13 protein-coding genes are annotated in these 16,039 nt (G+C 43.5%); 9 read left to right on the plus strand and 4 right to left on the minus strand.

The window, feature by feature from the left end; translation table 11 throughout:
- The first annotated feature begins 5 nt into the window (after nt 1-5).
- The 9 genes from QNI29_RS18360 (at nt 6) to QNI29_RS18400 (ending at nt 11,074) form a co-directional block, all read left to right on the plus strand.
- Entirely contained in the window at nt 6-938 is a 933-nt protein-coding gene (locus QNI29_RS18360; RefSeq protein ID WP_231417949.1) for an ABC transporter permease, read from the plus strand.
- A gap of 1 nt (nt 939) precedes the next feature.
- Nucleotides 940-1,908, plus strand: a complete 969-nt coding sequence (locus QNI29_RS18365; RefSeq protein WP_231417948.1) for an ABC transporter permease — start codon at nt 940-942, stop codon at nt 1,906-1,908.
- 6 nt (nt 1,909-1,914) lie between these two features.
- Nucleotides 1,915-2,907, plus strand: a complete 993-nt coding sequence (locus tag QNI29_RS18370; RefSeq protein WP_231417947.1) for an ABC transporter ATP-binding protein — start codon at nt 1,915-1,917, stop codon at nt 2,905-2,907.
- 21 nt (nt 2,908-2,928) lie between these two features.
- Nucleotides 2,929-4,587 carry a peptide ABC transporter substrate-binding protein gene (locus QNI29_RS18375; protein WP_231417946.1) on the plus strand — a complete coding sequence of 553 codons (1,659 nt, stop codon included), beginning with the start codon at nt 2,929-2,931 and terminating at the stop codon, nt 4,585-4,587.
- Nucleotides 4,588-4,659: 72 nt separating this feature from the next.
- Nucleotides 4,660-5,595 (plus strand): S66 peptidase family protein, encoded by a 936-nt coding sequence (locus QNI29_RS18380; protein ID WP_231417945.1) that lies wholly within the window; start codon nt 4,660-4,662, stop codon nt 5,593-5,595.
- Nucleotides 5,596-5,616: 21 nt separating this feature from the next.
- Nucleotides 5,617-6,711 carry a mandelate racemase/muconate lactonizing enzyme family protein gene (locus QNI29_RS18385; protein ID WP_231417944.1) on the plus strand — a complete coding sequence of 365 codons (1,095 nt, stop codon included), beginning with the start codon at nt 5,617-5,619 and terminating at the stop codon, nt 6,709-6,711.
- A gap of 21 nt (nt 6,712-6,732) precedes the next feature.
- On the plus strand, nt 6,733-7,674 hold the full coding sequence (locus QNI29_RS18390) for a C40 family peptidase (protein WP_231417943.1): 942 nt from the start codon (nt 6,733-6,735) through the stop codon (nt 7,672-7,674).
- Between the two features lie 2 nt (nt 7,675-7,676).
- A complete protein-coding gene (locus QNI29_RS18395; protein ID WP_231417942.1) occupies nt 7,677-8,702 on the plus strand; it encodes an ABC transporter ATP-binding protein in 1,026 nt (341 codons plus the stop codon).
- 347 nt (nt 8,703-9,049) lie between these two features.
- Nucleotides 9,050-11,074 carry a methyl-accepting chemotaxis protein gene (locus QNI29_RS18400; protein WP_231417941.1) on the plus strand — a complete coding sequence of 675 codons (2,025 nt, stop codon included), beginning with the start codon at nt 9,050-9,052 and terminating at the stop codon, nt 11,072-11,074.
- A 498-nt stretch (nt 11,075-11,572) separates the two neighbouring features.
- Here QNI29_RS18400 and QNI29_RS18405 read toward each other — a convergent pair whose 3' ends face one another.
- The 4 genes from QNI29_RS18405 to QNI29_RS18420 all read right to left on the minus strand — a co-directional run bounded on the left by QNI29_RS18405 (nt 11,573) and on the right by QNI29_RS18420 (nt 15,974).
- Complete coding sequence (locus QNI29_RS18405; RefSeq protein ID WP_231417940.1) at nt 11,573-12,466, minus strand: LCP family glycopolymer transferase; 894 nt, start codon at nt 12,464-12,466, stop codon at nt 11,573-11,575.
- Nucleotides 12,467-12,797: 331 nt separating this feature from the next.
- Complete coding sequence (locus QNI29_RS18410) at nt 12,798-14,135, minus strand: efflux RND transporter periplasmic adaptor subunit (protein ID WP_231417939.1); 1,338 nt, start codon at nt 14,133-14,135, stop codon at nt 12,798-12,800.
- 23 nt (nt 14,136-14,158) lie between these two features.
- Entirely contained in the window at nt 14,159-14,815 is a 657-nt protein-coding gene (locus QNI29_RS18415; RefSeq protein WP_231417938.1) for a hypothetical protein, read from the minus strand.
- Between the two features lie 211 nt (nt 14,816-15,026).
- Nucleotides 15,027-15,974 (minus strand): VanW family protein, encoded by a 948-nt coding sequence (locus tag QNI29_RS18420; protein WP_231417937.1) that lies wholly within the window; start codon nt 15,972-15,974, stop codon nt 15,027-15,029.
- Nucleotides 15,975-16,039: the final 65 nt, after the last annotated feature.

The following is a 16,039-nucleotide window of genomic DNA, read 5'->3' on the forward strand; positions in this document are numbered from 1 at the left end:
AAACTATGCTCAAGTACATTGTGAAACGTTTTTTCCTCATGATTCTAACGATCTTTATCATTGCAACTCTAACTTTCTTTCTCATGAATGCCATACCAGGATCACCTTTCAATGAAGAAAAAACAAGCAATGCCGTCGTTCAACAGAACTTAGAGAAACACTTCAACTTAGATAAACCACTTCCAGTTCAATACGTACTCTACTTAAAATCTATCATTACCTTTGATTTCGGACCATCTATTAAACAACCTACTGAAACTGTAAACTCCCTACTCAGCCGGGGCTTTCCGATCTCAGCTGAACTAGGCATCTGGACGATCATTGTAGCGCTAATTTCAGGCATCACGCTCGGTGTCCTTGCAGCACTAAGGCATAACAAACTAATCGATTACACCGCCATGACGATTGCGGTGCTCGGAATATCTATACCGAACTTTGTTCTCGCAACCCTACTTATTCAGGTTATCGCTGTCGATTTTAAACTGCTGCCGGCCGCTACATGGAACAGTCCTCAGCACATGATCTTGCCAATTGTTGCGCTCGCAACTGGCCCTATGGCAATCATTGCAAGGCTAACCCGTTCTAGTATGCTTGAAACGCTCACGCAGGATTACATAAAAACAGCTCGTGCCAAAGGATTATCACCATTTAAAATCGTCGTTAAACACGCCCTACGCAACGCACTTATGCCGGTCGTGACGATTCTTGGAACGCTTCTGGCTGGGATCCTGACTGGTACATTCGTTATTGAAAAAATCTTCGCCATTCCAGGAATGGGAAAATATTTCGTACAGGGCATTAACCAACGAGATTACCCCGTCATTATGGGAACTACCGTCTTTTACAGCACGTTTCTCGTTCTGATGCTGTTCTTAGTTGATATTATGTACGGCATTTTAGACCCACGTATTAAATTGCATAAAGAAGGAGGAGAATAGGGTGCTTACTGAAACGAAAGAAACCAAAGAAGGGCACACTCCCGCTACCTCTTCGGATATACCTGATGATTGGTTTAGACCGAAAGAGAAAGATGCTGAAAGTGCCGAGACTGTTGTACGCCCCTCTCTTTCCTATTGGCAGGACGCTTGGCGACGCCTTAGAGGAAATACACTCGCTATGGGAGGTCTCTTATTTTTAATAGTGCTAGGGCTTATGGCCATATTTGGGCCAGTCCTATCTCCTTATTCCGTAGACCAAGGAGTTTTACAAGATCAAAACCAGCCCCCATCGGCTGACCATTGGTTCGGCACTGATAACCTTGGGCGAGACGTCTTTACAAGAACATGGTACGGGGCCAGAATCTCCCTTTTCGTTGGGTTAATGGCAGCGCTCATTGATTTCTTTATAGGCGTTACATACGGAGGCATCGCAGGTTATAAAGGCGGTCGCACTGATAACGTGATGATGCGTATTATCGAAATCTTATACGGTCTTCCGTACCTACTAGTTGTTATTTTGCTTCTTGTTGTTCTTGGTCCAAGTTTATTCACCATTATCGTTGCCCTTACCGTTACAGGCTGGGTCGGTATGGCCCGGATTGTCCGGGGACAAGTCCTACAAATTAAACAAAATGAATTCGTCCTCGCCTCCCAATCATTTGGGACAAAGACAGGGCGGATTATTCGAAAGAATTTACTCCCTAATACAATGGGACCGATCATCGTTCAAATGACGCTAACCGTCCCCACGGCTATATTCGCAGAAGCATTCCTTAGCTTCTTAGGTCTCGGGATTCAATCTCCATTCGCAAGCTGGGGCGTGATGGCGAACGATGCCCTTGGTGTTATTCTTTCAGGAGATTGGTGGCGCCTCTTCTTCCCGGCGTTCTTTATTTCAGCGACTATGTTCGCATTTAACGTACTAGGCGACGGGCTGCAAGACGCACTTGATCCGAAGTTAAGGAGGTAACCTCAAATGGAAAAAATACTCGATATCAAAGACCTCCACGTCTCGTTCAAAACCTATGGAGGCGAAGTGCAAGCTGTTCGCGGGGTGAACCTCGAGCTTCATAAAGGCGAAACGCTCGCCATAGTAGGAGAATCAGGGTGCGGCAAAAGTGTAACTGCTAATAGCATTATGAAGCTGATCCCCTCTCCTCCAGGCAAAATCACACAAGGATCGATTCATTTTAAAGATCAGAATCTGACGGAGATGTCCAGCAAAGAAATCAGAAAAATTCGCGGAGTCGACATCTCAATGATTTTCCAGGACCCTATGACAGCACTGAACCCGACCCTAACAGTCGGGGATCAGTTAACAGAGGGATTGAAGCAACATAAAAAGATCTCATCACAGGACGCAAATGAACAGGCCATCGAAATGCTAAATCTAGTAGGCATTCCGAATCCGAAAGAACGCATGAAACAGCACCCTCACCAGTTTAGTGGTGGGATGAGACAGCGTATCGTCATTGCCATGGCCCTTATTTGTGAACCAGAACTTTTAATTGCGGATGAACCGACAACCGCTCTCGACGTGACGATTCAAGCCCAGATTCTCCAGTTGTTTAATCGCATTCAGGAGCAAACGGGCGTTTCCATTATATTAATTACCCACGACCTCGGTGTGGTAGCCAAAATTGCGGACCGTATTGCCGTTATGTACGCAGGCAAGGTCATTGAAGTCGGTACAAGAAGAGAAATCTTTTATAACCCGCAACACCCGTACACAAGGGGATTACTCAATTCCGTACCACGTCTGGATCAGCGGGGAGACCAACTGATACCAATTAACGGGACGCCGCCTGACTTGTTCTCTCCACCGAAAGGCTGTCCATTTACAGCCCGGTGTCCAAAAGCAATGGAAGTTTGTGAAAATGTGTATCCCGTTCATACGAAGCTAAGCGACACACAAGAAGTGGATTGCTGGCTGCAGGATGAACGAGCCAAAAAATATATGGCTACATAAAATTTGAAAGGGGAAATTAGTATGAAGAAATGGTTAATGCTTCTTCTCACCGTCTTGTTCGCTTTTAGCCTTGCTGCTTGTACTGCTACAGACAGCTCTGGTGAAGGAGATTCAGACGACACAGAGACCGAAGACAACAGCAACGACACAAATGATGAAGCAAGCGGAGATGATGTTACAACGCTCAACTTAAACAACGGGCAAAACCCAACATCTCTAGACCCTCCAAAAGGGTTCGACTCTGCATCATGGAACGTATTAAACAACTTAATGGAAGGTCTTACTCGTCTTGGAAAGGACCACAGTCCTCAAGCAGCAACAGCTGAAGATTGGAAGGTTTCTGAAGACGGTACAGTTTACACCTTTATGATTCGTGACAATGCAAAATGGTCAAACGGTGACGATGTTACAGCAGGTGATTTCGTGTATGCATGGAAACGCCTATTAGACCCAGAAACAGCCTCTCCTGCAGCCTTCCTGGGCTACTTCATTAAAGGTGGAGAAGCCTTTAATAACGGAGAAGGTTCCAAAGAAGATGTCATGGTTGAAGCAGTGAGTGACAAAGAATTAAAAGTAACCCTTGAAGCACCAACTGGTTTCTTTACTCACGTTATTTCGAACCCGGCCTTCTTCCCTATTAACGAAAGTGTAGCCAAAGAGAATGAAGAATGGTTCGCTGAAGCTGACACGTTCGTAGGAAACGGTCCATTTAATCTTGCTGAGTATAAAAAAGATAATGATATGCTTCTGAAAAAGAACGAAAACTATTGGGACGCTGAAACGGTCACATTAGACCAAGTTCATTTTGCCATGGTTGATGACCCGAACACAGAATATCAAATGTATGACACAGGCGACCTTGATGTCTCTGAAATTCCTTCTGAACTGGCAGACGATCTGATCGATAGTGATGCGGTATCCATTACAGAACAAGCGGGTACGTATTTCTACCGCTTCAACGTAACAGAAGAACCATTCCAGAACGAGAAGATCCGTAAAGCATTCGCACTTGCTGTTGACCAGCAGGAAATCGTGGAATTTATTACGAAGAATAAAGAAAAACCAGCTTATGGATTCGTTTCTTATGGATTCACAGATCCATCTGGTAACGACTTCCGTGAGCAAAATGGAAATCTCCTTGAGCCAGACCCAGAGAAAGCAAAGCAACTACTTGAAGAAGGAATGAAAGAAGAAGGCTATGACCAGCTTCCATCTGTAACCCTTACGTACAATACAAGTGAGTCTCATAAAGCAATCGCCGAAGCGCTTCAACAGAAATTCAAATCTGTTCTAGGCGTTGAAATTGAACTTGAGAACACAGAATGGAACGTATTCCTTCAAGACCAGAAAGACTTAAAGCATCAACTATCTCGTAGTTCATTCCTTGCTGACTACGGCGATCCTATTAACTTCCTAGAGAGCTTCACATCAGACTCTGTCATGAACCGTACAGGCTGGTCTAGTGAAAAATATGACCAACTGATCGCTGATGCAAAAGCAGAGTCAGATGACGAGAAACGTTTTGAGCTTATGTATGAAGCCGAGAAAGTTTTATTTGAAGAAATGCCAATCTTCCCGGTTCACTTCTACAACCACGTGTACCTTAACAAAGACAATGTTTCCGATATTGTCCGCCACCCAGTTGGCTATTTAGAACTGAAGTGGGCTTCGAAAGAATAATGCACATAAACAAGAATATAATTTGATCGAAAAGAGGCTCCCTTTCCGGGCAAGCCTCTTTTCATCCTACATATGGAAGGAAGAACGCCCGTGCTTATCCCAAAACGTTTAAAAAAGGGCGACACGATTGGTGTCATTGCACCAGCAAGCCCTCCCGACTTAGATAACGTCAAGAAAGCCATTCCTTTTTTTGAAAAGAAAGGGCTCCACGTCCGATTAGGTCAACATGTGGCTAACACATACGGACATTTAGCAGGAACAGATGAAGAACGACTACAGGACCTTCATAATTTCTTCAAAGATCCTGAGATAGATGGGATCATCTGCGCAGGCGGCGGATACGGAACAGCTCGTATTGCTGATGCGATTGACTACGACATAATAAAAAACAATCCCAAAATATTTTGGGGATATAGCGACATCACTTTTTTACATACATCGATTCGTCAACAAACCGGACTCGTTACGTTTCACGGTCCTATGCTTGGATCAGATATTGGAAAAGATACGTTCGATGATCAATCAAGAGCCATGTTCGACCAACTCTTCTCACCAGAAACCCTTGTGTACGATGAGAACTTCTCCCCTCTTTCGGTCATTTCAAAAGGAGAAGCTACAGGAGAAATTGTCGGCGGAAACCTTTCTTTACTCGTCACCTCAATCGGGACTCCGTTTGAGATTGATACAAAAGGGAATTTGTTACTTATCGAGGACATTGGAGAAGAACCTTATCGCATTGACTCGTTTTTAAATCAATTACGGCAAGCTGGGAAGTTTGACGATGCAGCCGGGATTATTGTAGGTGATTTCTCAGAATCAGATCCGAAGAAAGAAGCCTCCCTCTCCCTTGAAGAAGTGTTGCGTTTTTATTTCGCCCGTCTCAACAAGCCCGTCTTATCAGGATTTAAAATCGGACACTGCCTCCCCCATTTCGCGATTCCACTTGGGACAAAGGGCAGTCTGTCGGCTTCTGACAAAAAACTTACCATTGAACCAGGAGTCGAATAACACTTCGAGAGGATGAGCCACATGCAGATCCAATCAATTGAAACCTATCCAGTTGCAGAACCACTGAAGAAACCATTCAAGACAGCTCTGCGCACCGTTACAGTTGCTGAGAGTATATATGTAAAAGTCACGTGCGATAACGGGATTACCGGCTGGGGTGAAGCACCTCCAACGCACGTGATTACTGGCGAAAGCATTGCAAGCATCGAATATGCGATCACTTATATACTAAAACCTCTCCTCCTTGAGAAATCACTAACGAACAGGGAGGCCCTGTTTGAGGCGCTCCATAGTGCAATGGTCGGAAATACGAGTGCGAAAGCGGCTGTTGATATGGCCCTGCACGATTGCTTTGCACAAAGCTGCAATCTCCCTCTTTATCAATTACTCGGAGGCTACAAATCAGAGCTTGAAACAGATTATACGGTGAGCGTTAATGACCCAGAAGAAATGGCTAAAGACGCAGCTCAGTATATTCAAGACGGATTTAATGTACTGAAAGTGAAAGTAGGGAAAGATGAAATCGAAACAGATATTGAACGCATTCGCCAAATCCGCGAAAAAGTTGGAGATGAGCCTACGATTCGACTAGATGCGAATCAGGGATGGACCGTTAAAGAAGCCATTAGTGCTATCCGACAAATGGAAGAATTAGATTTAAGAATTGAACTTGTGGAACAACCCGTGAAAGCTCACGATATCGAAGGACTTAAAAACGTGACAGATCAAACCGAAACCCGTATTATGGCTGATGAGAGCGTTTTCTCTCCTCAACAGGCCAAACAAGTATTAGAGACAAGAAGCGCAGATCTTATCAATATAAAACTCATGAAATCAGGCGGCATTCACCAAGCCCTGCAGATTAATAAATTAGCAGAGAGTTACGGCGTTCCTTGTATGGTTGGTAGCATGATCGAAACGAAGATTGGGATTACAGCCGCAGCTCATTTTGCAGCCAGCCAGAAAAATGTCCACTTCGTTGACTTTGATGCACCACTCATGCTTTTGAACGATTCGATTGAAGGCGGCGTCATTTACAACGGCCGTCATATCACATTCTCAGAAGGCGCTGGTCTTGGCATCACATCTGTACACCTTGATCAAGTTCTTTCCTAACCCATAAGGAGGCAAACCCAAATGACTCAAGACACCGTAACGAGTACGACCTGGGTCGTCCAAGTACCTGTAGCAACCGTTTGGACGTCACCAGAATCCCCACGTGAAATTGATGCGCCAGGCATTTCAAATCCGCTAGACTTACAGCAATGGCATACGAGTTTAACGTATGAACCAAGACTTGCTTTAAGCGATGATAACTTAATCCAATCTCAGCTTTTATATGGAGAAGAAGTTCTCTTAGTCGATATCCAAGGGGAATGGGCACACGTCATTGTTCCCACTCAACCATCAAGGAAGGACGAACGCGGCTATCCAGGTTGGGTCCCTCTCACCCAATTAAAAGAACTGCCTAGTGAGGCATGGACAGGAAATGGCGTTGCCGTTGTGAAGACAAAGAAAGCAACTCTTTATGATCCTTACAAAAAACCATTTCTAGAAGTAAGTTATTTAACCACTCTCCCTGTACAAACGAAGGAAGACGACTACGTAGGCGTATTAAGCCCGCATGGTGGAGGCTATTTCTCTACGGATGAAATTGCCGTATACCCTTCCCTTGAAGACATTCCAAAAGGGACAGGTGAAGATATTTTAAAATCTGGCGAAGCGTTTGTGGACCTTCCTTACTTCTGGGGTGGCATGAGCTCGTTTGGCTATGACTGCTCTGGATTCACGTACAACATGCACAAGGCACAAGGGTACGAAATCCCGCGTGATGCTCACGACCAGGCTGAAAGCGGCGAGAAGGTAGACCTTGACCACTTACAGCCAGGTGACTTGTTGTTCTTCGCTTATGAGGAAGGCAAAGGAAAACTTCACCACGTCGGCCTTTACTACGGCAATGGTAAAATGATTCACTCGCCTAACACCGGTAAAAATGTTGAGATTATTGACTTAAAAGACACGATCTATGAAAAAGAACTGTGCAGCGCCAGACGCTATTGGGAGGAGAAAACCGAGTAGATATGAAGAACAATGCACTCTTACAAGTAAAAGATATCAAAAAGCATTTTGAGCTTGGGCGTGGCCAGATCCTGAAAGCGGTAGATGGCATTAGTTTTGAAATCTACAGCGGGGAAACGTTCGGTCTGGTTGGTGAATCGGGCTGTGGAAAATCAACAGCCGGGCGCACGATCATGGGCCTCTACAATCGCACAGGCGGAGAAGTGCTCTACAACGGGGAAAATGTACACGAGTTAGAAGGTAAAGCGCAGTTTGAGTTAAAACGGAATATGCAAATGATTTTCCAAGATCCTTATGCATCGCTCAATCCGAGATCCACCGTTGCAGAAATCATTGCAGAGCCATTAGAGGTACATGGGATCTATAAGAATCAAAAAGAAAAGATGAAAAGAATTTATGAACTCCTTGAAGAAGTGGGCTTAACACGGGATCACGCCAACCGTTACCCCCACGAATTCAGTGGTGGACAAAGACAGCGTATTGGGATTGCCAGAGCCCTGGCCTTAGATCCTGAAATCATCATAGCCGATGAGCCCATCTCGGCCCTTGATGTATCCGTCCAAGCCCAGGTCGTCAATCTATTAGAAAAGCTGCAAAAAGAGAAAGGTCTCACGTACCTTTTCATCGCACACGACCTATCCATGGTTCAGCATATTTCAGACCGTATTGGGGTTATGTATCTTGGCAATATGGTCGAACTAACGGATGCAGAAGAGTTATATAAGAACCCTCTTCACCCTTACACCAAAGCTCTTCTCTCCGCTGTCCCTATTCCAGACCCGGATATTGAGGACGAGCGAGAGCAGATCGTTATTGAAGGGGAACTACCAAGCCCCATTAATCCACCAAGCGGCTGTGTGTTCCGCACACGCTGCCCAATGGCCATGGAAGCTTGCGCAGAAATCGTACCAGAATGGCAGCAAGTGACGAAGAATCACTACGTCGCCTGCCACCTATACAACGAAGACATCGAAGACAAAACCCCAATCAACGACAACAAAGGCGGCATGAAAGTCAACATCCGCTAACCCCAAAAACCGGCTCTCTCAAAAGAGCCGGTTTTTTTGCGCCCTTATACTTTATCGAGATAAAGCGTGTCAGACACCCTCTCTTGCTGTAAAGCAGTGAAGGGTGTCTGACACGCTTTACTTCTTTACTATAGTGACGCACATCTCCTCCCCTTCTATTTCTATGAATTCTAAAATTTTTACTAAAAGTTTCTTTTAATATACCGATAAACAGAAAGTCGGTCATTATTCCTACTCAATTTACTATACTGGCACTTCTCTTCTTGCTCATACTTTACGAAAAACCGCCTTAGATAGTGTGAAGAGGAAGCTTAAACATCCTATATTACATAAACAGGAGGACAACATTGAAGAACACAAAGAAGCGCAAACTATTCAAACTCAATACCGTTAAATCAAAAATGATTCTCGTTATGGCCCTTTTAGCCATCGTACCTTTACTGACATTAGGCCTTGTATCAGTAACAAAGACAGAATCCATCATCAAGAATGAGGTAAAAGAATCTTCATTCCAAGTCGTCAATGAAGTAGACAATGGACTGACCAACCTTTTTGAAGGAATGGAAAGTCAGATGGAGCTACTGGCCAACAACATTAATTTCACAGACTACTACAGCAATGAGAATAATCGTACTTATGCTAGTTATCTATTAAAGGGCACAAGGGATACTCGTGAAAATTATAAGCACGTTTACTTTGCTACGGATCAAGGCGAGTTGCTCATGGCACCTGAAGCCGCTGCATCCTCCCTATCGGATGACTTTGATCCTACAAGTCGCCCCTGGTACAAAGCAGCAGCCAAACAGCAAGGGAAGCTTGTCATCGGTGAACCTTACAAGGATAAATCTTCAGGCAATTCAATCGTAACACTATCCAAATCTGTCGAGAGCAACGGGCAACTTGTTGGGGTAATTGGGGTCGATATGAACCTTAGCGATCTCGCTAATATGACAAATGACATTGTGATAGGAAATGCAGGCTACGTCGTTCTCGTTGATAATAACGGGAATCTAATCACACACCCTGACTCCTCTTTAATCGGATCGGATACATTAAAAGAGGTCGGCGTGTGGGATCACCTCAGCCAGAATGAAGAGGGAACAAAAGAATACACGTATCAAGAGGAAGAGAAAACGTCTGTCTTCACCACGAACGACATGACCGGATGGAAAGTTCTGTCGACTCTTGAAAGCAGTGAATTCGCCGAAAGAACGAGTAGCATAAAAACAATCACCTTAGTGATGTGTATTGCGTTTGTCATCGTTGCACTTCTAACAGCTTGGATCGTTAGTCGAAAAATTTCAGGAAACATTAACAAAGTGCGTCGATCTTTCAAAGAAGCAGCCCAGGGGGATTTAACAACTCGCGTATCCCTGAAAGCAAATGATGAATTCAAAGAACTAGAAAATAGCTTCAATGAGATGATGGAAGACTTATCAGGTGCATTGAGTGCCGTAGAAAACTCAGCCAATACAACGCTTGAGACAGCCACCTATCTTTCTACTATAACCACGGAGACCTCAACATCTATCACTCAAGTAGCTTCAGCTATAGGCGATGTAGCAGAAGGGGCTTCCTCTCAAGCCGAAAACACTCAAAAAGGCTCAGAAGAAATGAGTGACTTATCTAATCAGCTCGACCAAATTGTCGGTGCCACTGAACAAATGAACCAGGTAAGCACACAATCAGCAGATCTTGGCCGTGACGGGTTACAGCAAGTTGAGATCTTAACTCAAAAATCTCAGGAAACAAAAGACTCCTCCCAGCAAGTAGGAACCATTGTTCAAGAGATTAATGACAACATGCAGGAGATCAACGCCTTTGTGACAACCATTTCAAACATTACAGAACAAACCAACTTACTCGCATTAAACGCTTCGATTGAAGCCGCAAGAGCAGGGGAACACGGGAAAGGATTCGCTGTGGTAGCTGAAGAAGTACGCAAACTAGCGGAAGAGTCAAAAGCCTCGGCAAGTCAGGTAACAGGCATCATCGAGAAGATTCAAACGGTAGTCGATCAAGCTGTCCAAGCCGTCGGAGATACAAATGGAACGGTTCAAGAACAAGAAGAAGCCGTTCAGCAGACCAAATCCATATTCTCTGAAATCTTATCTGCCTTAAACGGAGTAGCCGAGCAAGCCCAAACGGTAAAAGAGGCCGTCTCTAGCAGTCAGGAAAATAAGGATGCGGTCCTTGGAGAAATTCAGAATATCTCTGCTCTTTCGGAGCAAACTGCCTCTTCTTCTGAAGAAGTATCGGCCTCCTCAGAAGAAATATCAGCCACAATGGAAGAGTTCGCTAAGCACTCCTCCGGCTTACAAGATATCTCAGAGCAGCTCAACCAAGAAATGAAAAAATTTAAATTCAACTAACCCCAAAAAGGATCGCCTTTACTAAAAGGCGATCCTTTATTGCTGTAAAGAACTCCAGGGTGTCAGACACCCTTCACCTCTCTACCAATTAAAAGCGCCTCTATTAGGTAAATAGTATTAGGATTTTTAGATCTATCCTTTTTCCATAATATGTTCTGTCTAAAAAAACCTTATAAAGAAAGTAAAAACAATTCTTTATAGACCCTCAACAAATTCTTTATATCATCGTAATATATAGATGCATGCAATTAACTCCCTAAAGTTTCTGGAAATACTCACCGTCAAAACAGATCTTTGGTTGAATAGTCAGAGTGCCCTGACTAAAAGAGTTTTAATTGCTAATGCTGTTGCTAAAGCCGACCTTTTATAACTTTAGGTCGGCTTCCTCTTTACTTAATTACTTTATCGCTTTAAAACATAAAAACTCCCTCTTTTTTACAAGAAGGAGTTTTTCAATTACAAATCGCACTACTCAACCTAATCGACGATCCTTAAGCATCAATAGCTTTCCTTATCAACTTCAAGATGCTGTTGTAAGGTTTGGATATGCTCTTGAAGTTCTTGTTCATCAGGGAAGTAATACCATAGGTCACCTACAAAACCTCCATCCCCTTCTTCAAATCTCATCTGATCAATATTATGCCGCATATCTTTATATCGCTTCTGAAGATTTACGATTTCCTCAAACGTTAAGTTTGTTTTAATCGTCTCCCCAACTGCGTTAAACAAGCTATTGTAGTTCCACATGGATTGCACACGGGCTCCTTTATCAATCACAGCTTGTATGATTTGCTTCTGCCGATCTTGGCGCCCAAAGTCACCACGAGGGTCCTCATAACGAATGCGTGTATAAACTAAAGCCTTCTTCCCATCTAGCGTAATTTCCCCTTTTGGAAAATCATAACCGCCATGTGAAAGGGCTAAATCATTCTTGACCGTGACTCCACCCACTGCATTTACAATCTTCTCAAAGCCTTGCATATTAACCTTCACATAATAATCAATAGGAATTTGCAAAAAGTCTTCAACTGTTTCCACAGACATTTGGACACCTCCATACGCATAGGCATGGTTAATTTTCTCTACCGTCCCGTGTCCAATAATATCTGTACGCGTATCGCGGGGGATGCTTAGCATTTTTATAGTTTCTTCTGAAGGGTTCACAGTCAGAACAATCATCGTATCCGACCGTCCTACATCGTCCTCTCTTTCATCTACACCAAGTAGTAAAACCGAAAACGGCGGAGCATCAATTTGGTCTTTCTTCGTGACCATATCCACTCGTTTATCCGTATCCCGTTTGAGTGGTTCATAGACTTGATCCATCGTATTTTGAAAGGATTGATAAACTGAGAAGCCATAAACCAATCCCCCTACAACTAACACAGCCATCACTATGAGACCAATCCGGTAAAATCTACTCTTCTTTTTCCCTTTAAATCTTCTTCTAGCAGCCAATCTCGCTCGCTCCTTTTTCTATCTAACAACCTCTCCTCATTTTATCACCTAACCTCACATTTAAGCGAATCCCATGAGAAATATTTACAGCTAGCAATTTACTACATTAAAGCGATAAATGGTGTCAGACACCCTTTACTCTTATACAGCAATGATGCGTGTCAGACACCCTTCATTGCTGTGCAGTGAAAAAGCGCATCTAAACAAGGTTTGATTACAAAAAAACCGCTGCTACAAGTGTAACAGCGGTTTTCTACAGAAAGATCTAGCGCATTAGAAGTCCCATCTTAGCGTATTCCCACATTACGCCTCGATCTAATGTTCTCACATCCGTCAGATCTATACGCTTGGCTTGAAGCGAGGTGAGGAAAGTTGTCCCTTCTCGGAACTCTTCATCTGGTTCATCAGCTACCCAATCTTCAATGGTTAGCCCTTTTTGAACTTGCTGGAGATTGTATTCATCCATTCCAAGTTCCAATGGACGCTTCTCCACTACACCTAAATCGTTCATTACCCAAGCATATGGCCCTTCTACGTATGCTTTAGCGTCTTCAGGGCTTTCAACTTCTTCATCTGGCCCTTCCTCTTGGACCTCTTCACTTTCTTCTTCGAGCGCTTCTTCTTCCACAACCCGATCGGATACAAAGTCTTCCATGCCATTGATCGGAAGGTGAATCCAGTTTTGATAAACCGTCAGCACGTTTTGTACTTCTTCAACTGTGAGGTACACCGTACTATGGTACCCAGGCAAGGCGCGATCAATATCCTCATTTAACTCAACGACGAACGGATAAGCGCTATCTCCAAGTTCACTCGAACCTTCAATAGGGAAATCATCCGCAGAGCCCACTTGCCCTTCCCATGACTCTTCTAGCTTCTCAACCGTACCTCGAGCCTTCATTCCTTCTTCAACGTCAACACGGTTCTGCTCATCCACATTTCCAGTAACGATTAAACGATCAGACCTGGCAATTGTGACGGCCGGATCTTCAAGGTTGTGGTCCAACTCTTTAATTGTACCGTCAAACAAACTAGAGACTTCTACAACCTGGCCCCTGTCTTCAACTTGATCTAGCTGATCCTCTAGCGCTTCAAGTTGAGCTTCTTTTAGCGCCAACTCTTTCTCAGCTTCTGCTTCAGACTGCTCCTGATTCACTTCAGCCTCAGCAAATGGACGGTCGTCATCTTCTTCAGGTTCTGGGACGTCGATGTCCTCTACATCATCCACATAGTCCTCAAGGGCATCTACCTCTTCTTCAAGGCCTGAGATCTGGCCCTCAAGCTGATTCACCGTCCCCCAGTAATCCCTGACCACATATTCAAAAAGGGGATCCCCTAGCTGCACTTCATCCCCTTCTTCTACAACGAACTGCTGAAAACTACCTAAATCCTTATCAAAATACACGTACTCCTCAGTAGATGGCTGAAACACACCTTCTGCTGCAATCGCATTTTCTAAATCCGCCGTGAAAGGCGTATCCCATTTGGATATGTAGGATTTTCGTTCAACTTCATCTTCTGACAAGACAACCAGAATAATGTTAGCCACCACCAACAACGTCGTGGTCAGAACGACAATCCAACGTTTTCTGTTCTTCTTCATGTCAAAACCTCGCGATTCCTATGTTATAAAAAATATACATCAACGTGCGCTAGTGCGGCTGCGGCTGCCCAGTATAGGATATGTAGTAAAATAACGAGAAGCCACGCTTGCCATCTTTTCCATTCTGTAAAATAATGAACGGTTTTGATCTTAAACCATACGATCCAAAGCTGAACCACTGAAATCGCACCAAAGAAATAAATAATCCATGGGATATCTGTTATGTAAGATGCGATAATCCCAAACGAAATGGGTGACACATACCAATCAAGTCCAGTGTTTACTAAAAGTACAACCCAAAAGATTCGCTCCAACAATAAAATCGTTAGTATAGGAAGATGGAGCGCCATAAGCTTACGATAAGGAATACCCGTAAACATCCAGATTAGAAATGGACTGCCAAACAATATTAAAATAGCAAAAATCAACCCAAACAAGGCTCGACCAAACAAGAAAAATAGTTTTCGAACTTCATAGTCTTCAAATGAAAGAGAAGTCGCCCGGGTTGAGATTGTATCCATTCCTAGCCCAAACCAGGCACTACCTATGTAGACGAATATACTAAGAAACATCAGAAGAAAGACGCGGCGCCAAAGATTGTCTACTTTCTCTGCTTGATACATGCGAGAAAAGGCATTTTCCCGCCTGAAGAATAACGGTGCCACACGAACTTGATACATCAACCTCATCCTTTTTTCGAATTCGATGATACATTTTTTGAAAAATATTATGTAAAAAATGGCATACATCATCATGTACCACATTTTATCATAAATAAAACTCATATTTATATAAGACGTACGAATATATTTTAAGTTTCAACAATTTTCGATATAATCGTTATTTCTTCATAAAAATTTCCTCGGAAATACTCATATTTCCGAGGACCCATTACTCCATAAATCCATCCTTCAAGTTATCAATATGAATTTCATCAGGCAATTCTTTTGAGGCATCTGGAATATCCCGCGGTTTCACATCTACACCGTTTGCAGAATAAATCGCGATCCGAAGCGTTCCTCCCACAACATTCGATCGGATTAAGACAGGCTCATTGTAGTTGTTCTTAAAAGTAAAGTCAGGCCCCCACCAACTGACCGTTGCATCTCTACCAGGCGGAACGTAAGGTACCTGTTTACTATGAGAATAACGCTCTACAATTTTAATTCGAGCATGATCAACTGCATTAAAGAGCGTAGAGGAGACCTGGCATATTCCTCCGCCGATCCCTTCAGTCACTTCCCCTTTCACAATGACAGGGGCAGGCTTATACCCTTTTTCTTTCGTTCGTTTTCCGACTACCTCATTAAACGAAAAGACCTCATTTGGAAACACGACATGGTTATCAATCGCATCAGAGGATAATTGAATGTTATGAGTACGTTCTTCATTCCTTGAGTTAAAGTACGTAACATACTGCCCAATTTGTTGCGTCCGAATATGTGCAATTAACTCACTGTCCACTTTGGGGTGAACAGTCATTAAAGGAACAGTCATCGATTGCTTACTTGGTTCATAAAGCGTCTGAATGAATTTCGTTTGAAATTTCTCTTCGTACACTTTAAACCCCGGCTCACCCGATAGGATCTCTCCCGACTTCCCAATCTTCGCATTCACGGGTTCCTGAACGAGCTGTTCACTAAGTTCTCGACTCAGTTTACCCACACGTTCTAAATCCACAAAAGGCTCACCCACTTCATGCGTGAACGGTATTACCTCAACTTTTTTCACTTCATCCCCGTCGTGAAGTATTGAGATCTGTTCTTTCTCAGCAACTGGCGCAGCTACACCTGCACCTCCAACTAAAATAGATAAACCCAATAAGACCATTTTCATCATCCATACCCTCCTAAACGTAGTATGGATATACAACCAACCTTTCATGTACAAAACGTTTCAAGCAA

Origin of the sequence: Pontibacillus chungwhensis, assembly GCF_030166655.1 — a bacterium.
Classification (GTDB): domain Bacteria; phylum Bacillota; class Bacilli; order Bacillales; family BH030062; genus Pontibacillus.